General features: G+C 71.7%; 11 protein-coding genes and 1 pseudogene. 5 read left to right on the top strand and 7 right to left on the bottom strand.

Going from position 1 to position 15879, the window contains the following annotated elements:
- Both KUM49_RS48900 and KUM49_RS34145 read left to right on the top strand, forming a co-directional pair.
- Nucleotides 1–2567 (top strand): annotated as a pseudogene (locus tag KUM49_RS48900) (non-ribosomal peptide synthetase); the annotation flags it as partial.
- A 779-nt stretch (nt 2568–3346) separates the two neighbouring features.
- Nucleotides 3347–4741, top strand: a complete 1395-nt coding sequence (locus KUM49_RS34145; RefSeq protein ID WP_217240844.1) for an MFS transporter — start codon at nt 3347–3349, stop codon at nt 4739–4741.
- A 41-nt stretch (nt 4742–4782) separates the two neighbouring features.
- Here the strand turns inward: KUM49_RS34145 and KUM49_RS34140 are convergent, their stop codons facing one another.
- From KUM49_RS34140 to lnt, 4 genes are all read right to left on the bottom strand, one after another.
- Nucleotides 4783–6729: a GAF domain-containing protein gene (locus KUM49_RS34140; protein ID WP_217240843.1), complete on the bottom strand. Its 1947-nt coding sequence runs from the start codon at nt 6727–6729 to the stop codon at nt 4783–4785.
- A gap of 76 nt (nt 6730–6805) precedes the next feature.
- Nucleotides 6806–7612, bottom strand: a complete 807-nt coding sequence (locus tag KUM49_RS34135; protein WP_217240842.1) for a 3-hydroxybutyrate dehydrogenase — start codon at nt 7610–7612, stop codon at nt 6806–6808.
- A 54-nt stretch (nt 7613–7666) separates the two neighbouring features.
- Nucleotides 7667–8149 (bottom strand): NUDIX domain-containing protein, encoded by a 483-nt coding sequence (locus KUM49_RS34130; protein ID WP_217240841.1) that lies wholly within the window; start codon nt 8147–8149, stop codon nt 7667–7669.
- A 67-nt stretch (nt 8150–8216) separates the two neighbouring features.
- The gene (gene lnt, locus KUM49_RS34125) at nt 8217–9830 is read right to left on the bottom strand and encodes an apolipoprotein N-acyltransferase (RefSeq protein ID WP_217240840.1); all 1614 of its coding nucleotides are present in this window, start codon (nt 9828–9830) and stop codon (nt 8217–8219) included.
- A gap of 301 nt (nt 9831–10131) precedes the next feature.
- On the opposite strand from lnt, the gene KUM49_RS34120 reads away from it, so the two are divergent.
- Nucleotides 10132–11142, top strand: a complete 1011-nt coding sequence (locus KUM49_RS34120; RefSeq protein WP_254402207.1) for an O-antigen ligase — start codon at nt 10132–10134, stop codon at nt 11140–11142.
- A 46-nt stretch (nt 11143–11188) separates the two neighbouring features.
- Here the strand turns inward: KUM49_RS34120 and KUM49_RS34115 are convergent, their stop codons facing one another.
- Nucleotides 11189–11734: a hypothetical protein gene (locus tag KUM49_RS34115; protein WP_217240838.1), complete on the bottom strand. Its 546-nt coding sequence runs from the start codon at nt 11732–11734 to the stop codon at nt 11189–11191.
- A gap of 137 nt (nt 11735–11871) precedes the next feature.
- Nucleotides 11872–12657, bottom strand: a complete 786-nt coding sequence (locus KUM49_RS34110; protein WP_217240837.1) for a glutamate racemase — start codon at nt 12655–12657, stop codon at nt 11872–11874.
- 57 nt (nt 12658–12714) lie between these two features.
- Between KUM49_RS34110 and KUM49_RS34105 the strand changes: the two genes are divergently transcribed.
- The gene (locus tag KUM49_RS34105; RefSeq protein WP_308406878.1) at nt 12715–13893 is read left to right on the top strand and encodes a glycosyltransferase; all 1179 of its coding nucleotides are present in this window, start codon (nt 12715–12717) and stop codon (nt 13891–13893) included.
- Between the two features lie 4 nt (nt 13894–13897).
- On the opposite strand, the gene KUM49_RS34100 is transcribed toward KUM49_RS34105, so the two are convergent.
- Nucleotides 13898–15130 carry a TerD family protein gene (locus KUM49_RS34100; protein ID WP_217240836.1) on the bottom strand — a complete coding sequence of 411 codons (1233 nt, stop codon included), beginning with the start codon at nt 15128–15130 and terminating at the stop codon, nt 13898–13900.
- A gap of 299 nt (nt 15131–15429) precedes the next feature.
- On the opposite strand from KUM49_RS34100, the gene KUM49_RS34095 reads away from it, so the two are divergent.
- Nucleotides 15430–15873, top strand: coding sequence for a DUF6643 family protein (locus KUM49_RS34095; RefSeq protein ID WP_217240835.1), 444 nt, complete (start codon nt 15430–15432; stop codon nt 15871–15873).
- Nucleotides 15874–15879 lie beyond the last annotated feature (6 nt).

The following is a 15879-nucleotide window of genomic DNA, read 5'->3' as shown; positions in this document are numbered from 1 at the left end:
CCCCCGCCCACTGCCACGCGATCCGCGTCCGCCCGGCCCCCTCCCAGGAGCCCACCGGTCGACAGGGGCTGTGGATCGAGGACGTCCCCGTTCCGTCCACGGACCCGCTCGCCGAACGCGCGCCACCGAACTCGCCCGCCCGGCCCGCGGTCCCCGCCGAGTCCTGCTCCGGTACGCCGACGGCCTGTCCGACCTGATCGTCGTGGCCCCGCGACGCGGCCCCGACCGTGCGGCAGCCGCGCCCGCTCCCGCGCCCGCTCCGGCCTGGGGCATGGCCGACGACGGCCCCGACACCACCTTCGCCGTCTCCCTCGACCACGAAGGCGATGAGGCGAGCTGGCTCACGGCCTTCGCCGTCACCCTGCGCCGCTACGACCCCGAGACCCTGCCGGTCATCGGCACGGACGAGGGCCACTTCACCGTTGAACCGGCCGCCACGCTCAGCGAGTCGAAGCCGTCGCCCGCATCGGACCCGGCGCTCGCAGGCCTCCTGTTCGGCAACCCTCTCGACGACCGTGAGGTGGGCGAGGGCGGGGTCGACTACGTGCCCTGCCTCGCGCCCCCGTTCCCGCTCACCGTCTCCGTCTTCCGGGACTCCGGCGGTCTGCGGCTGCGTTGTGACCACCGGAGCAGCCATGTCTCGGCGGAGATCGCCGCACAGTTCGTACGGCACCTCGTACACGTACACCAACAGGTCCTGCACGCCCCACAGACGCGGGTGGACGAGGTCGAGCTTCTCGACGAGGCCGAGCGAACCCGCACGGCGGCACTCGGCCACCCGCCCCGCGCCCTGGCCACCACGCCGATGAGCCTGGTGGAGGCGTTCGCCCGAGTCGTCGCCGCGGCTGCGGACCGCATCGCTGTGACCGACGGCGAGGCCGGCCTGACGTACCGCGAACTCGACGAACAGGCAGTCCAGTTGGCATCGGGCTTGCGGGCGCTCGGCGTAAACGGCGGTGACCGGGTGGGCGTATGTCTGGAGCGCTCCGCCGAACTCGTCGTCACCCTGCTCGCCGTACTGAAGGCCGGTGCGACCTACGTGCCCGTCGACCCCGCCTACCCGACGGACCGGCTCGCCCACACGGCACGGGACGCGGAGCTGGGTGTGGTGGTCACGCGGCTTCCCGAGTTCCCGGCCGTGGCCGGGTGCGTTCAGGTGACGCCGGACGAACTGTTCGACGAGGCGGCGGCCGCGAGCGTCACGAGCCTGCCGCCCCCGTCGCCCGACGACCCTGCCTACGTCATCTACACCTCCGGCTCCACCGGCCGTCCCAAGGGCGTCGTCGTACCGCACCGGAACGTGATCGCCCTGATCGACGCGACGCGCGACGAATACGCGCTCACCGGCGCGGACGTGTGGACGTGGTTCCACTCCAGCGCGTTCGACTTCTCCGTATGGGAGATCTGGGGCTGCCTGCTGACCGGCGCACGGCTGGTCGTGGTGCCGTACTTCGTCTCCCGTGAGCCGGACCGCTTCCGCGATCTGCTCGTGACCGAGAAGGTCACCGTGCTCAGCCAGACCCCCTCGGCCTTCGCGCAGCTACTGGAGGTGGACCACACGGAGGTGGGCGTACGGGTGGTCGTCTTCGGGGGCGAACCCCTCGACGCCCGGGTGCTGCTGCGCTGGTTCGACCGGCACCCGGAGTCCGCCTGCCGCGTGGTGAACATGTTCGGCATCACGGAGACCACCGTCCATGTCACCGAGCAGACCCTCACCCGGAAACTGGCGCTCGCCGGCACCCGCTCGGTCGGCCACGCCCTGCCCGGCTGGCACGTGTATGTGCTGGACCGGTACGGACGGCTCCTGCCCTCTGGAGTCGCGGGTGAGATCTACGTAGGCGGTGCCGGCGTGGCACTCGGCTACCTGGGCCAGGAGGAACTGGCGGCCCAGCGGTTCATACCGGACCCTTTCACCGGCGGCACTATGTACCGCAGCGGCGACCTGGGCCGCCTGCGCCCCGACGGACGCCTCGAACACCTCGGCCGTATCGACAGCCAGGTCAAGATCCGCGGCTTCCGCATCGAACTTGACGAGATCCGCTCCGTTCTGCTGGAGGACCCCGACGTGCGCACCGCGGCCGTCGTCGTACGCCGCGATGACTCGACCGACGCCGCCACAGCCAGGATCGGCGCCTACGTGGTCCTGTCGCCCGGGGCCGACCCCACCACGATCCGCGAACGGGCAGCAGGTATTTTTGCCCGACTACATGGTCCCCGCCACGGTCACGCCTCTGGATACGCTCCCTCTGACGCCCAACGGCAAAATCGACACAACGAAACTCCCCCCGGTCGGCCGCCCACCGGCACCCTGGAATGCGGTCCCCTCCAGGGCGGCTGAGGCCACCGACGACCTCACCACGACGCTGACGGAGATCTGGAGCGACATCCTGGGCGTCCCGGTCGGCCCGGACGATGACTTCTTCGAACTCGGCGGCAACTCCCTCTTCGCCGTCCGCGTCACCGCCGCCCTGCGCACCCGTGGCCTTCCGCCCTTGCGCCTGCGGGAGCTGTACCGTCACCCGACGATCCGCGAAACGGTTGCGAGTCTCAGGTCCTCGGACGGGTGATGGGCGTCCGCGACGTGCTGGGCACGTTCGGACAGGCTCGTCCACCCATGAAGGTGCAACCGCAGTTGCAGCGCATGCTGGACGACATGGCACACACCCCCGCGATCGTGATCGGGCCGCGCACCTGGGTCGTCGTCTGGACCACCATCGCCCAGGTCAGCAGGGGTGCAGCTCAGCCCCAGGGCGTCACCGGCACGAACGAACTGTCCTGCCGGTACAAATCGCCGCAGGTGTCGTGCCGCCGGACAGCAGCAACACCAGCGGAAGAACGAGCGCAGCACCATGATCCGGGTCATTCACGGGGTCAGACTGCACGACGCCACCGGACCAGCCCTTGTTTTGCCGGGGCAGCACTACAGCAAGCGCCCGTACCGCCAGCAAACGACGACAATCGCCAGAGGGACACACCGCGAGTAGACGCCGCCCATTCGTGCGCCCCCAGTCGGCAATAGCTAGTCGCCACGGTAGGCCGACTCGATCTGACACCAAGTCAGCACGGGACGGGTGAGAACGGGTGTTGACGTGGGCTTCTAGTCAGCACCAAACCAGCACGCGAATCCGCAACCCATCACCAAACCGTGTCCGACCCATGCAACCCGGACAGCGCTCTCGCGGCCCTCAGTAAGACAATCGTGGCGGCTCCGTCGACGCCATCATGGTGGTCACACGCACCTCCGCACCCAGAACTATGGTGTCCCACCACATGTGACACTGACCTGCGGATTCCTACGGTATGGCGACACGCATACGTCCCCGCCAACCGCTTGGAAGTGGTACCGATGTCCTCCCCCGCGACCGCTCCCCCATCCCCGGGAACCCCCGCCAGTCTCAAGCGCATCGTCGCCGCCAGTCTCATCGGCACCACCATCGAGTGGTACGACTTCTTTCTCTACGGTTCCGCCGCGGCCCTCGTCTTCAACAAGCTGTTCTTCCCGGGCTCCGACCCGCTGGTCGGCACGCTGCTGTCGTTCCTGACGTATGCCGTGGGCTTCGCGGCGCGGCCGCTGGGCGCCCTTGTCTTCGGGCACTACGGCGACCGGCTCGGGCGCAAGAAGCTGCTGGTGCTCAGCCTGTTGATGATGGGCGGGGCGACCTTCGCGATCGGTCTGCTGCCCACGCACGCGACGATCGGAACGGCGGCTCCGGTGCTGCTGACCGTGCTGCGTCTGGTGCAGGGCTTCGCGCTGGGCGGTGAGTGGGGCGGGGCGGTGCTGCTGGTGTCCGAGCACGGGGACGCGCGCCGGCGCGGCTTCTGGGCGTCGTGGCCACAGACCGGGGCGCCCGCCGGGCAACTTCTCGCGACCGGCGTGCTGTCCCTGCTGACCGCCGTCCTGTCGGACTCCGCGTTCGGCATCTGGGGCTGGCGGATACCTTTCCTGCTCTCCGGTGTCCTGGTGATGGTCGGTTTGTGGATTCGTCTGTCTGTCGATGAATCGCCGGTCTTCAAGCAGGCGTTGGCACAGGCCGAGGCCCGCCGCACGGCAGGGCCCGGCGACACCGAGAAGCTGCCGGTCGTCGCCGTACTGCGGCACCACTGGCGGGACGTCCTGGTGGCGATGGGCGCGCGCATGGCGGAGAACATCAGCTACTACGTGATCACGGCGTTCATCCTCGTCTACGCCACCACCTCGGCCGGCGTCTCCAAGCAGACCGCGCTCAACTCGGTGCTCATCGCCTCGGCCGTGCACTTCGCGGTGATCCCCGGCTGGGGCGCGCTGTCGGACCGGATCGGCCGCCGTCCCGTGTACCTGCTGGGCGCGGTCGGCGTCGGACTGTGGATGTTCCCGTTCTTCGCGCTCATCGACACCGGCGGCTTCGGCAACATGATCCTGGCGGTGACGGTGGGCCTGGTGCTGCACGGCGCGATGTACGCGCCCCAGGCCGCCTTCTTCTCCGAGATGTTCGCGACCCGGATGCGCTACTCCGGCGCCTCCATCGGCGCTCAGTTCGCCTCGGTCGCGGCGGGCGCGCCCGCACCGCTGATCGCCACGGCGCTGCTGTCCGACTACGGGAGTTCCACGCCCATCGCGCTGTACGTCATCGGCGCGGTCGTCCTGACGGTCGTCGCCGTGGGCGTCGCCAAGGAGACCCGCCACCGGGACCTGGCGGACGTCGAGCCCGCGGCCGACGCGGAGCCCGCACCGGCCCGGACCGCGGACGCCCGTACCGTCTGACCCACTCGGAACCGGCCCCCGTACGCCCGTGCGTACGGGGGTCAGTGCTGTGCGGAACCCGACAACCGGTGCAGACGCAGGGCGAGTTGTATCTCCAGGGCGCGTGCGGGGCTCTGCCAGTCGTCGCCGAGGAGACGGCCGACCCGTTCCAGGCGCTGGGCGACCGTGTTCACGTGGACGTGCAGCTCGTCCTTCGTGCGAGCCGGGCTCATCCCGCAGGCGAAGTACGAGTCGAGCGTGCGCACGAGGTCGGTGCCGCGCCGTTCGTCGTAGGCGACGACCTGGCCGATGGTGCGGTCGACGAAGCCGGCGATGTCCCGGTCGCCGGCGAGCAGCAACCCGAGGAAGCCGAAGTCCTCCGCGGCGGCCCCGTCCCCGGCCCGGCCGAGCAGGCGCAGCGCGTCGAGACAACGCCGGCCTTCCTCGTAGGCGGCGGCCACGGCGTCCGGATTGGCTGCGAGGTCCTCGACCGGGGCGGAGGCCCCGACCGTGACCGCCTCGTACACGGCGGTGCCCAGATGGCGGGCGGTGCGGCGGGCCAGCTCCGTCGCGGTGTCCCCGGGTTCCAGGGGCAGCAGCAGTACGGTGCCGCCCTCCCGGGCGGCTGCCAGTCCGTGCCGGGTGGCGGCGAGGTGGGACGCGGCGGACCACAGGCGTCTGCGGGCGGCCGCTTCCTGGTCGGCGTCGGCCGCGGCGCCGTCCAGGCGGGCGGCGAGGACGACATGCACGGCGTCGAGGTCGGCGTGCAGCCGGGAGGCGCGCTCGCGCAGCAGGCGCGGGTCCCGGTCGCGGGCGTCGAGCAGGTCGTCCAGCAGTTCGCCCCGCACGCGCTGTTCGGCTTCGGCGGCGGAGCGCCGGGCGAGGAGCAGCAGCGAGGTGACCATGGCGGCGCGCTCCAGGGTGCGCTGGTCGACCGGGTCGAGCCCCGGGTGTCCGCGCAGCACGAGCGCGCCGAGGAGTTCGCCGCCCGCGGCCACGGCGGCGATCCAGTCCTCCGCGTGTCGCACCGCGTGTCCCTCGGCCCGGGACACCTCGAGGGCCTGCGCGGGGGCGGCGGCGGCCTCGGTGAACTCGACCGTGCTGTCGAGGACTTCGGAGACCGCGGCGGCCACGTCGTGGACGCCGCCGCCGCGCAGCACGAGTTCGGCGAGCCGGTCGTGGACGTCGGAGGCCCGTTCGATGACCCCGCTGCGGTCCCGGATGATCTCGTTGGCGCGTTCCAGGTCGGCGAGGGCCGAGCGGGTCTCGGTGAGGAGGTTCGCGGTGTCGATGGCGGCCGCGGCCAGTGCGGCGAAGGAGCCGAGCAGGGCGATCTGCTCGCGTTCGAAGACCCGTGCTCTGCGGTCCGCCGCGTAGAGGACCCCGATGACGTGGTGCCCCAGCATCAGGGGTACGCCGAGGATGGCGACCAGGCCTTCGTCCCGCACGCCCCCGTCGATGGCGTGGGTGTGCTGGAAGCGGTCGTCCTGGAAGTAGTCGTCGGTGACGTACGGGCGGGCGGTCTGGGCGACGAGGCCGCCCAGCCCCTCCCCCATCCCGAGCCGCAACTGCTGGAAGCGGGCCGCGACCGAGCCCTCGGTGACCCGCATGTAGGTGTCGCCCCGCACCGGGTCGTTCAGGCTCAGGTAGGCGACGTCGGTGCCGAGCAGCGACCGGGCGCGCTGCACGATCGCCTGCAGCACCGCATCCAGGTCGCGCAGCCCGGCCAGGTCGTGGGCGGTCTCGAAGAGCGCCGACAACTCGGCCTCCCGTCGGCGCCGCCCTTCCAGCTCAGCGCGCACCCGCAACGCGGTCAGCTTGGCCTGTTCGAGCGCGGCGACCTGCTCGGCCGGCCATCCCTCGGCACGGGCGAGCAGCACCGGCTGCTCGTAGGCGTCGGCGGACGCGCCGCGGGCCAGCAGTTCCAGGAACGGCGCCGAAGCGTCGCCCGCCGACGCTGCGGCGGCGACATCGGAACGCTCGGCGGACTGCACGTGATCGCGGGACATGCTCACAGGATTCACCATCGCCCGACCGGCCCGTCAGCCCTGTGGAAAACTCCGCGGGCGACCGACACCGCGCGGTTCAGTGCGCCGTCCAGCCGCCGTCGAGGACGAGCGAGGTGCCGGTCACGAAGGAGGCCTGCGGGCTGCACAGGTAGGCCACGGCCTCCGCGACCTCCTCGGGTTCGATCAGCCGCTTGACGGCGCTGTCCTGGAGCAGCACCTCGGAAAGCACGCGCTCCTCGGGGATGCCGTGCGCGCGGGCCTGGTCGGTGAGCTGCTTCTCGACCAGTGGGGTGCGCACATAGGCGGGGTTCACACAGTTCGAGGTGACGCCGTGGGGTGCGCCTTCGAGGGCCGCCGTCTTGGACAGTCCCTCCAGGCCGTGTTTGGCGGCCACATAGGCCGACTTGTAGGGCGAGGCGCGCAGACCGTGCACGGAGGAGACGTTGACGATACGGCCCCACCCCTGCCCGTACATGTGCGGCAGGGCGCCACGGATGAGCCGGAACGGCGCCTCCAGCATCACGGTGAGCACGGTGTGGAAGACCTCGGGCGGGAACTCCTCGATGGGGCACACCAGTTGCAGCCCGGCGTTGTTGACGAGGACGTCGGTCCCCGCGGCGGCGAGTTCCGCGGCGTCCAGGTCGGTGAGGTCGAGGACGTGCGGTGCCAGGGTGCCCGCGAGGCCCCGGGCCTCTTCGGCGAGCGCATCGAGGCCCGTGGCGTCCCGGTCGACCGCTCTCACCTTGGCGCCGGCGGCCGCGAGCCGCAGCGCACAGGCGCGGCCGATGCCGCCGGCGGCGCCGGTGACGAGGGCGGTGCGGCCGCCGAGGTCGAGGGGGGCGGGGGCGCCGTGGGGGCCCGGGAGGGCACTGCTAGCGGTCATGCCTCGACCCTAGGCAGCACCCGACCTCCGCCCCATGTGGTCACCACCCACACTTCACTCGGAACTCGTGGGGTCGAACCATGTGAGTGCGTCGTCCGACAGGGCTTGCTTGATCCTGAGGTGTGCGAAGTCGTTCAGTTCGGGCAGGGCGTCCACCGCGAACCAGCCCACCTCCAGCGATTCGTCGTCGTTGACCCGTGCCTCGCCGCCGAGGGCCCGGCAGCGGAACGAGATGTCCATGTACTGGCAGACGTCGCCGTTGTCGTACGTGACGGGCTTCAGCGACTGGACGACGATCACCCGCTCCACGGCACAGTGGACCCCCGTCTCCTCCTCGACCTCCCGCACCGCGCAGGCCGCCGGCTGCTCCCCCGGCTCCGGGATGCCGCCGATCAGTGACCATGTGCCGGTGTCGGAACGGCGGTTGAGCAGCACTCTGCCCTCGTCGTCGAAGACGACGACGCTGACACCGGGCAGCCACAGCAAGTCGTGGCCGATGGAGGTCCGGAGGGTACGGATGAAGTCAGGAGTAGCCATGGCCCGACCCTAACGGGCCGATTCCGTTGCCCCGTTGCGCTGTCCGGGGCGTCCGACGGGCGTACGGCTACACGCCACGGGCGCGCCGCCCGCGCACACCGGCGCCGACGGCCCAGCCGAGTCCGCCGGCGGCCACCAGCACCAGCGCGATCTCGGGAAGGATGCCCAGCCGTGTGGCGGGCGTCTGGGAGGATCGCAGAGGCACCTTCTGCACCAGCGAGTCGGCGACGAACATGCCGGTCTTCTGCGTGATCCTCCCGTCCGGCATGATGATCGCGCTGACGCCGCTGGTCACCGGAACGGTGACGGTCCGGCTGTGTTCGACGGCGCGGACCCGGGACATGGCGAGCTGCTGGTAGGTCATCTCGCTGCGGTCGAAGGTCGCGTTGTTGCTGGGCACCGAGATCAGCTGCGCTCCGTCGGTGACCTCGGAGCGCACGGCCCAGTCGAACGCGGCCTCGTAGCAGGTGACCAGCCCGACCTTGGCGCCGTCCATGTCGAACACGCCCGGCTTGCTGCCCCGGCTGAAGTCCTGGCGGACCATGGAGGTCCAGTTGTCGTTGATCGCGCCGATGAGCGGGCGCAGCGGGAGGTACTCGCCGAAGGGCTGGATCTGCCGCTTGTCGTAGGTGTCCACGGGGCCCTTGGCCGGATCCCACAGGATCTGCTCGTTGTAGAGCTTGCCGTCCCGTTCCACGACACCGCCGACGGAGATCGGTACGCCGATCGCCTTGACCGCCTCGTCGATGACGGCGCGCGCGTCGGCGTTGGCGAACGGGTCGATGTCGGAGGAGTTCTCCGGCCACAGCACGAAGTCCGGCTTGGCGACCTTGCCCGCCTTCACCTCGGCGGCCAGCCGCTCCGTCTCGCGCGCGTGGTGGTCGAGCACGGCTCGGCGCTGGGCGTTGAACTCCAGCCCGGCCCGCGGCACGTTGCCCTGGATGACCGCGACGGTCGCCGTGCCGTCCTCGGCCTTGTCGCTCACCAGCGGACGGGCGGCCACCGCGCCCACCACGGGCACAGCCACGCTCAGCAGCGCGACGGCCGCCGCGGACCGCCGCACCGTACGCGTGCGCCGCCCCTCGACGAGCACGCGTACGACCTCGTAGAGACCGAAACCGCACAGGGCGACCGCGAAGCCGAGCACCGGGGTGCCACCCACCGCGGCGAGCGGGAGGAAGACACCGTCCGCCTGGCCGAACGCGATCTTGCCCCAGGGGAAGCCGTTGAAGGGCACGCGCGCGCGTGCCGCCTCGCCGGCGATCCAGAGGGCGGCCGCCCACACCGGCGCACCCGGCAGCCTCGACACCGCGGCGACGCCCGCGCCGACCAGCGCGACGAAGATCGCCTCGATCACGACCAGGGCGATCCACGGGCCGGGGCCGACCTCCACACCGGTCCACACCAGCAGGGGCAGCAGGAACCCGAGGCCGAAGAGGTAGCCGAGACCGAGGCCCGCCTTCCAGCTTCGGCCGCGCAGCACCCAGCCGAAGACGGCGAAGGCGGGCAGCGCCAGCCACCACAGGGTGCGGGGCGGGAAACTGACGTAGAGCAGCACTCCGGAGAGCGCGGCTGCGGCGGCCGGGGCGAGGCGACGCAGGAGCCGCGCCCCGCGCGATACGGGCGCGGTCGGGGGCGTTACCTGGTCCGACTCGTCCACGGAGGTTGCGGTGACGGTCACTGTGGGAGTGTACGGCGGCTGCCCTCGGCGCCGACAGCGCGGTCCACGCGGCCACGGCGGTCCCCCTGCGGCACGTCGGGAGCAAACGTTCCTGCGCATCTCGGTCCAACTCGTCCACAAACCGCCCATCAGCCGTTACGGTGTGCCGGAGTCCTTGTCGTACGGGCCGGTAACGTCCGCGACGGCAGGGACCGTCACGGGTCGGGGGCGACCGGGTTCGGGGGGCGCGGTGGGTTCCACGAGGATGACGTCTGTGGCCGGTCCGGATGAGGACGGCGACAGACGCAACGTTTCGGATGCGATGGGTGTCGTGGTGCTCGGGGCCTGCGCCGTCTGGTCCCTGATCACGGCTGCCGCGCACGACGGCCGCCCCGAGGGCGTCCTGCTCGCGGTCCTGGCCGTGGGCGCGGGCTACGCCGCGGGCCGAATCTGCGGAGCGCTGCTGCCGGTCGCCGCGCCCTCGGCCGGCGCCCTGGCCGGGCTCGGCCTCACGGTGGGCCTGCCGCATCTCACCTCGGGGCCTGAGATCGTCGCACCGCTGGGACACGCCGGTGCCACCGCCGCCCTGCTGACCCTGTCGGCGGGCGCCGCGTGCTGCGCCGCCTGGTCCGCCGGCGCGTCGGCCCTTCGGCTCGCCCTGCACTCACTGGCCGCTGCCGTCGCGGTGACCGCGGCCGTTCTCGGATCGGTCGGCGGGTTCGCCGCCTGCACCGCGGTGCTGCTGTGCTCGCTCGCCGCGGGACGGACGCGCCGCCGCGGCCCGGGCCTCGTGGCACTGGCCCTGTCCACGGCCCTGGTGACGGCTCTGACCTGGGCGGTCGCGGGGAACGCGGTGCCGGACGGGCTTGAGGGGTCCCTCGCGGGCCGACTGACCGAGCACCGGATCGAGCTGTGGCACGACGCGCTGCACATGGCGCGCCACGAGGCGGCACTGGGCGTCGGCCCGGGACGGTTCGGGGAGCTCAGCACGACGGCGGCCCAGTCACTGCTGTCCGACGGCAAGCCCCACTCGGCGCTGCTTCAGCAGGCGGCCGAGCAGGGAGTCGTCGGCGTCGCCCTGCTGGCGACGGCCTTCGGCTGGATGCTGTACGCGCTGTGGCGCACCGGACGGCCGACCCCGGTCGCGCTCACCGCGGGCGCGACCCTGACGGCGCTGGCGACGATCGCCTGTGTCGGCAACGCGCTGAGCTTCACCACGGTGTCGGCGGGCGCGGGGCTGCTGGCCGGACTGGCCACGGCACGCCCCTTCGCCGAGGAGTCACCGGGCCGCGAGAAGGACGTACGCGCGCGTGGCGGTGGTCTGACTCAGTGACCTCGGCGGCTTCGCAACGGGGCCGGGCGCGTGCGGCCGGGGCGCCTCAGTGCGTGGCGCCTGCGGTGCCCGACCGCAGGCGGGCCCGGATGACCCTTACGGCCGCCTCCGCGTCGTCCACGGTGACGGTGAACGTGTGGCCGTCCCACAGCTGCAGGACCACGCCCTCGCCGCGCCGTACGACGACCGCGGTGCCCTTCTCGGGACGCCAGCGGTAGCCCCAGCCGCCCCAGTGGCGCGGGGTGACGTGCGGGTCGAACTCGGCGCCCGCGACATGCGCCAGGGGGATGCGGCGGCGGGGCAGCCCCATGTGGCCGCAGCGCACCTCCAGGCACTCCTTGTCGACCTTCAGGGCGACGTGCACGAAGGCGAGGGTGCCGAAGAGGACCAGCAGCCCGGCCGCGATGCAGCCGACGACGGACATGACGAGCGGGGCGATGCCCGACGTCCAGGCCGAGTCGACGGCCAGTTTGATGCCGAGCGCCAGGCAGGCGGCGCCGACGAGCGCCAGCAGCCACTGGATCCGGTTGGAGGCCCGTCCGGTCCAGACGTCGGGGTGCGGGGCGTTCTCGCCGTGGGGGTGGTCCCTCATGCTTACGAGATTACTCAGGTTTCGCTGTGCGGGTAGCGCGTGGCGGAGAGTGACTGCTCCGGGTGGGGGCACCGGATACGGGCGGTCCTCTTCGTCCGCGCCCGGCGCATGTCCCACGGACGAGGGTGTCCGCCGGTTTACCGGGCGGGGCTGACCGTCTTGAGGAGCCGGCCCTCCTCGTAGGCCAGCGCGGGCTCGGGCAGGCTTCCCGCGCGCCCGCTCAGCAGCACCGTCAGGGTTCCGTCGGCCGCGGCCCGGGGGGCGGGCTGCTCGCCGAGCCGGCGCAGCGCCTGGGCGGCGACCGCTCCCGCGGACCCGTGCAGGACGAGCGGGGGGAAGCCGGGGCGCTGCACCGCGGCGCGAATGCGCTCGGAGACCAGCTCGTAGTGGGTGCAGCCGAGGACGACCGTCGTCACGTCGTCCGGGGTCAGGGCCGCCGCCGCGGCGACAGCGGCCTCGATGGCCGCCTCGTCGGCGCGCTCGACGGCCTCGGCGAGACCGTGGCAGGGCACCTCGGTGACCGCCACGCCGTCGGCGAAGTCGTCGATGAGGCCGCGCTGGTAGGGGCTCCCCGTCGTGGCGGGCGTCGCCCAGATCGCGAAGGGGCCGCCGCCGGCCGCGGCCGGCTTGATCGCGGGGACCGTGCCGATGACCGGGATGCCGGGTTCAAGGCGGGCGCGCAGGGCCGGCAGGGCGTGCACGGTGGCGGTGTTGCAGCCGATGATCAGGGCGTCGGGCCGGTGCGCGGCGGCGGCCTCCGCGACGGCCACGGCGCGCCGGGTGAGGTCCTCGGGGGTCCTGGGGCCCCAGGGCATCCCGTCGGGATCCAGGGAGAGGACGAGATCCGCGTCGGGTCGCAGACGCCGTACCGCGGCGGTGGCCGCCAGCAACCCGATCCCGGAGTCCATGAGCGCGATCTTCACCCCGCCACGATAGACGATGCACCCTTGCGGGCCGGGCCCGTGGGGCAGACTGCGCGCGTGAGCGCCATCGTGTGGACTGCCGCCGGATCCCTCGCCGCCTGGCTGTGGCTGCTGCTCTGCCAGGGCTTCTTCTGGCGCACGGACGTCAGGCTGCCGCCCAGGACCGAACCCGAGGACTGGCCGTCGGTCGGCGTCGTCGTACCGGCGCGCGACGAGGCCGGCGTGCTGCCGGTGAGCCTGCCCTCCCTCCTCCTCCAGGACTATCCGGGGCGGGCGGAGGTCTTCCTCGTCGACGACGGCAGTTCGGACGGCACCGCGGAGCTGGCGCACGGACTGGCCCGGCGTCACGGAGGGCTGCCGCTGACCGTGAGCTCGCCCGGCGAGCCGCCCGCGGGCTGGACCGGCAAGCTGTGGGCGGTGCGCCACGGCATCGGACTGGCACGCGCGCGTGACCCCGAGTACCTGCTGCTCACGGACGCCGACATCGCTCACGCGCCGGACAGTCTTCGCCATCTGGTCGCGGCGGCCCGTTCCGGCGGTTTCGACGTCGTCTCGCAGATGGCCCGGCTGCGGGTGGCGAGTCCGTGGGAACGGCTCGTCGTGCCGGCCTTCGTCTACTTCTTCGCACAGTTGTATCCGTTCCGCCGGATCGGCAGGCGGACAGCGCGCACGGCGGCCGCGGCGGGCGGCTGTGTGCTGCTGCGCACCGAGGCGGCCGAGCGGGCGCGAATCCCGGACGCCATCCGGCACGCCGTGATCGACGACGTGGCACTCGCTCGTGCCGTCAAGGGCGGCGGCGGCCACATCTGGCTGGGGCTGGCGGAGCGGGTCTACAGCGTGCGCCCCTATCCGCGGCTGCACGACCTGTGGCGGATGGTGTCGCGCAGCGCGTACGCGCAGTTGCGGCACAACCCTCTGCTGCTGACCGGCACGGTGGCCGGGCTGGTGCTGGTGTATCTCGTGCCGCCCGGGGCCCTGGCCGCGGGTCTGGTGACGGGACGTACGGCGGCCGTGGTTCTTGGTGCTCTCGCCTGGCTGGTGATGACGGGGACGTACGTCCCGATGCTCCGCTACTACGGTCAGCCGCTGTGGCTCGCTCCTCTGCTGCCGTTCACCGCTTTCCTCTATCTCCTCATGACGGTCGATTCGGCGGTGCAGCACTACAGGGGACGCGGTGCGGCGTGGAAGGGCCGCACCTACGCGCGGCCGGACGCCGTCGTGGGTGACGAGACCTGAGGGGTCACTTCCGGCCCGGGGTCCAGTTCATGCCCCATCCGTAGGCGTGGTCGACGGTCCGCTGCGGGCTCACGCCGCGCTCGGGCACCAGATAGCGGGCCTCGCGCTGGACGACCAGGTCGCTGCCGGTGTTGGTGATCAGGGCGAGCGCGCACACCGTCGACGGGACCGTGCATTCGTCGAGGGAGAAGTCGATCGCGGCACCGTGCTGCGGCTGGAGGGTGACCGTGGCGTTCAGGTCGGCGAAGGACCTCGCCCCTTCGTAGATCGTGACGAAGACGAGGATGCGGCGGAAGTCCCGCTGCCGGTCGAGGTTGACGGTGAGGTTCTCGCCGCTCGCGACGGCGCCGGTGCGGTCGTCGCCGTCGAGGTGGATGTACGGAGGCAGGTGCAGGGAGCCGAAGGCGTTGCCGAGCGACTGCACGACCCCCTTGCTGCCGTCGGCGAGTTCGAACAGGGCGCACAGGTCGAGGTCGAGGTCGGCGTGCATGGCGACCGCCCGGCCCAGTTTGCTGCCCCACCCCGAGAACTGCTTGCGCATCTCCCAGTTGAGGTTCACGCGCAGGGCGCCCGAGGTGCCGCCCTGTTTGGTGAGAGAAACGGATGGGGCGGCCTTGGTGAGTGTCACTTTGGTGAGGCGGACGGGCGGCGCCGAGGGAGGGGGCGGCGGCGCGGGCGCTGTGACGGGCGCGGGAGTCGCGACGGGCGCGTTCTGCTGGGGCTCGTCGACGGTGATCCCGTAATCCGTGGCAAGGCCTTCCAGTCCGCTGCCGTAGCCCTGGCCGACGGCACGGAATTTCCAGGCGCCCTGACGGCGGTAGAACTCACCGAGCACGAAAGCGGTTTCCACCGTGGCGCCGGTGCTCTCGAAACGGGCGACCGCTGTGGACCGAGCGGCTTCCCTCACCTCGATGTAGAGGTCCGGCACGCCCGCGAATGTGCCGCCCTCCGCGGAGGCGGCGAGGACGACGGTCTCGATCGCGGGCTCCACGCGCGCGAGGTCGACGACGAGGGTGTCGGTCACCCTGCCGCCCTCGTCCCGTTTGCCCTCGTGGCGGACCGCGCCGGAGGCGTGCGCCGGCTGGTTGTAGAAGACGAAGTCGGCGTCGGAGCGGACCCTCCCGCCGACCAGAAGCAGCGCCGAGGCGTCCACGTCGGGGACGCCCGGACCGGAACGCCACCCCAATTCGACGCGCAGGACAGTCGACGGCACCGGAACATTTGAACCTTTGAGCATTTGCATGTCCGCCGCCCTCTCGTGTCACCCGCGCCGGATACGCCCCGGCAGTCACCTCGGGATGCCTACCCCGTCAACCTATTCCGCGGAGCGTCGAACTCCCATGAGCAGCACAGGAAGGCTGATGATCAACCGCCGGTAACCCCCCGGGAACTCGGCATTTACATGAGAAACGCCTTGCACGGCGCCCCTTTTTGCCAAGTTCGCTCGCATTGGGGGTCCCACGTCACTGCCGACACGGAAAACAACCCTCTTATCGGTCTCCCCAACCAGCACATCGTGGGCTTAACTTATGTGCCATGACCTCCCCCCGCTCCACTTATGGCGGCGGCTACTACTCCGCCTCCTTCCCGGACACTCCGATCTACGACAGGCTCGTGGCCGAGCGGGGGACCCCGCAGATCGCTCCGATCCGGGTCCCCGCCGAGTACGACACGCCGCGCAGCTATCTGCCCGCGCTGCCGTCGGCACTCCCCGCCCTTCCGGCGGGTCCCTCCCAGCACGCCTACGGCTATCCGCAGGCCCAACAGCCCGCCCCGCTGCAGCAGGCACCCGGGGCTTACATCCCGCAGCAGGCCGGCGCGCCACGGGGTTACCCCGGGCCGCAGGCACAGCAGCAGCCGCGGCCGGCCGGCCCCGGCATGGGCACGGGGTACGAGGCGATGCGCCCGGCGGCTCCGCGCCCCGCACCGGCCCCCTACCAGGACCCGTACAACAACCAGCAGTACCAGGGCGGCTACTGATTTCTT

Source organism: Streptomyces sp. AC555_RSS877, from assembly GCF_019049245.1.
GTDB lineage: Bacteria > Actinomycetota > Actinomycetes > Streptomycetales > Streptomycetaceae > Streptomyces.
This window is presented reverse-complemented; position numbering and strand designations above follow the sequence as displayed.

Coding starts and splice junctions, on each gene's coding strand:
- KUM49_RS34120 (WP_254402207.1), top strand. CDS start 10,132: ATGGGTGTCGTGGTGCTCGGGGCCTGCGCCGTCTGGTCCCTGATCACG.
- KUM49_RS34115 (WP_217240838.1), bottom strand. CDS start 11,734: ATGAGGGACCACCCCCACGGCGAGAACGCCCCGCACCCCGACGTCTGG.
- KUM49_RS34095 (WP_217240835.1), top strand. CDS start 15,430: ATGACCTCCCCCCGCTCCACTTATGGCGGCGGCTACTACTCCGCCTCC.
- KUM49_RS34100 (WP_217240836.1), bottom strand. CDS start 15,130: ATGCTCAAAGGTTCAAATGTTCCGGTGCCGTCGACTGTCCTGCGCGTC.
- KUM49_RS34140 (WP_217240843.1), bottom strand. CDS start 6,729: ATGTCCCGCGATCACGTGCAGTCCGCCGAGCGTTCCGATGTCGCCGCC.
- KUM49_RS34130 (WP_217240841.1), bottom strand. CDS start 8,149: ATGGCTACTCCTGACTTCATCCGTACCCTCCGGACCTCCATCGGCCAC.
- KUM49_RS34135 (WP_217240842.1), bottom strand. CDS start 7,612: ATGACCGCTAGCAGTGCCCTCCCGGGCCCCCACGGCGCCCCCGCCCCC.
- KUM49_RS34145 (WP_217240844.1), top strand. CDS start 3,347: ATGTCCTCCCCCGCGACCGCTCCCCCATCCCCGGGAACCCCCGCCAGT.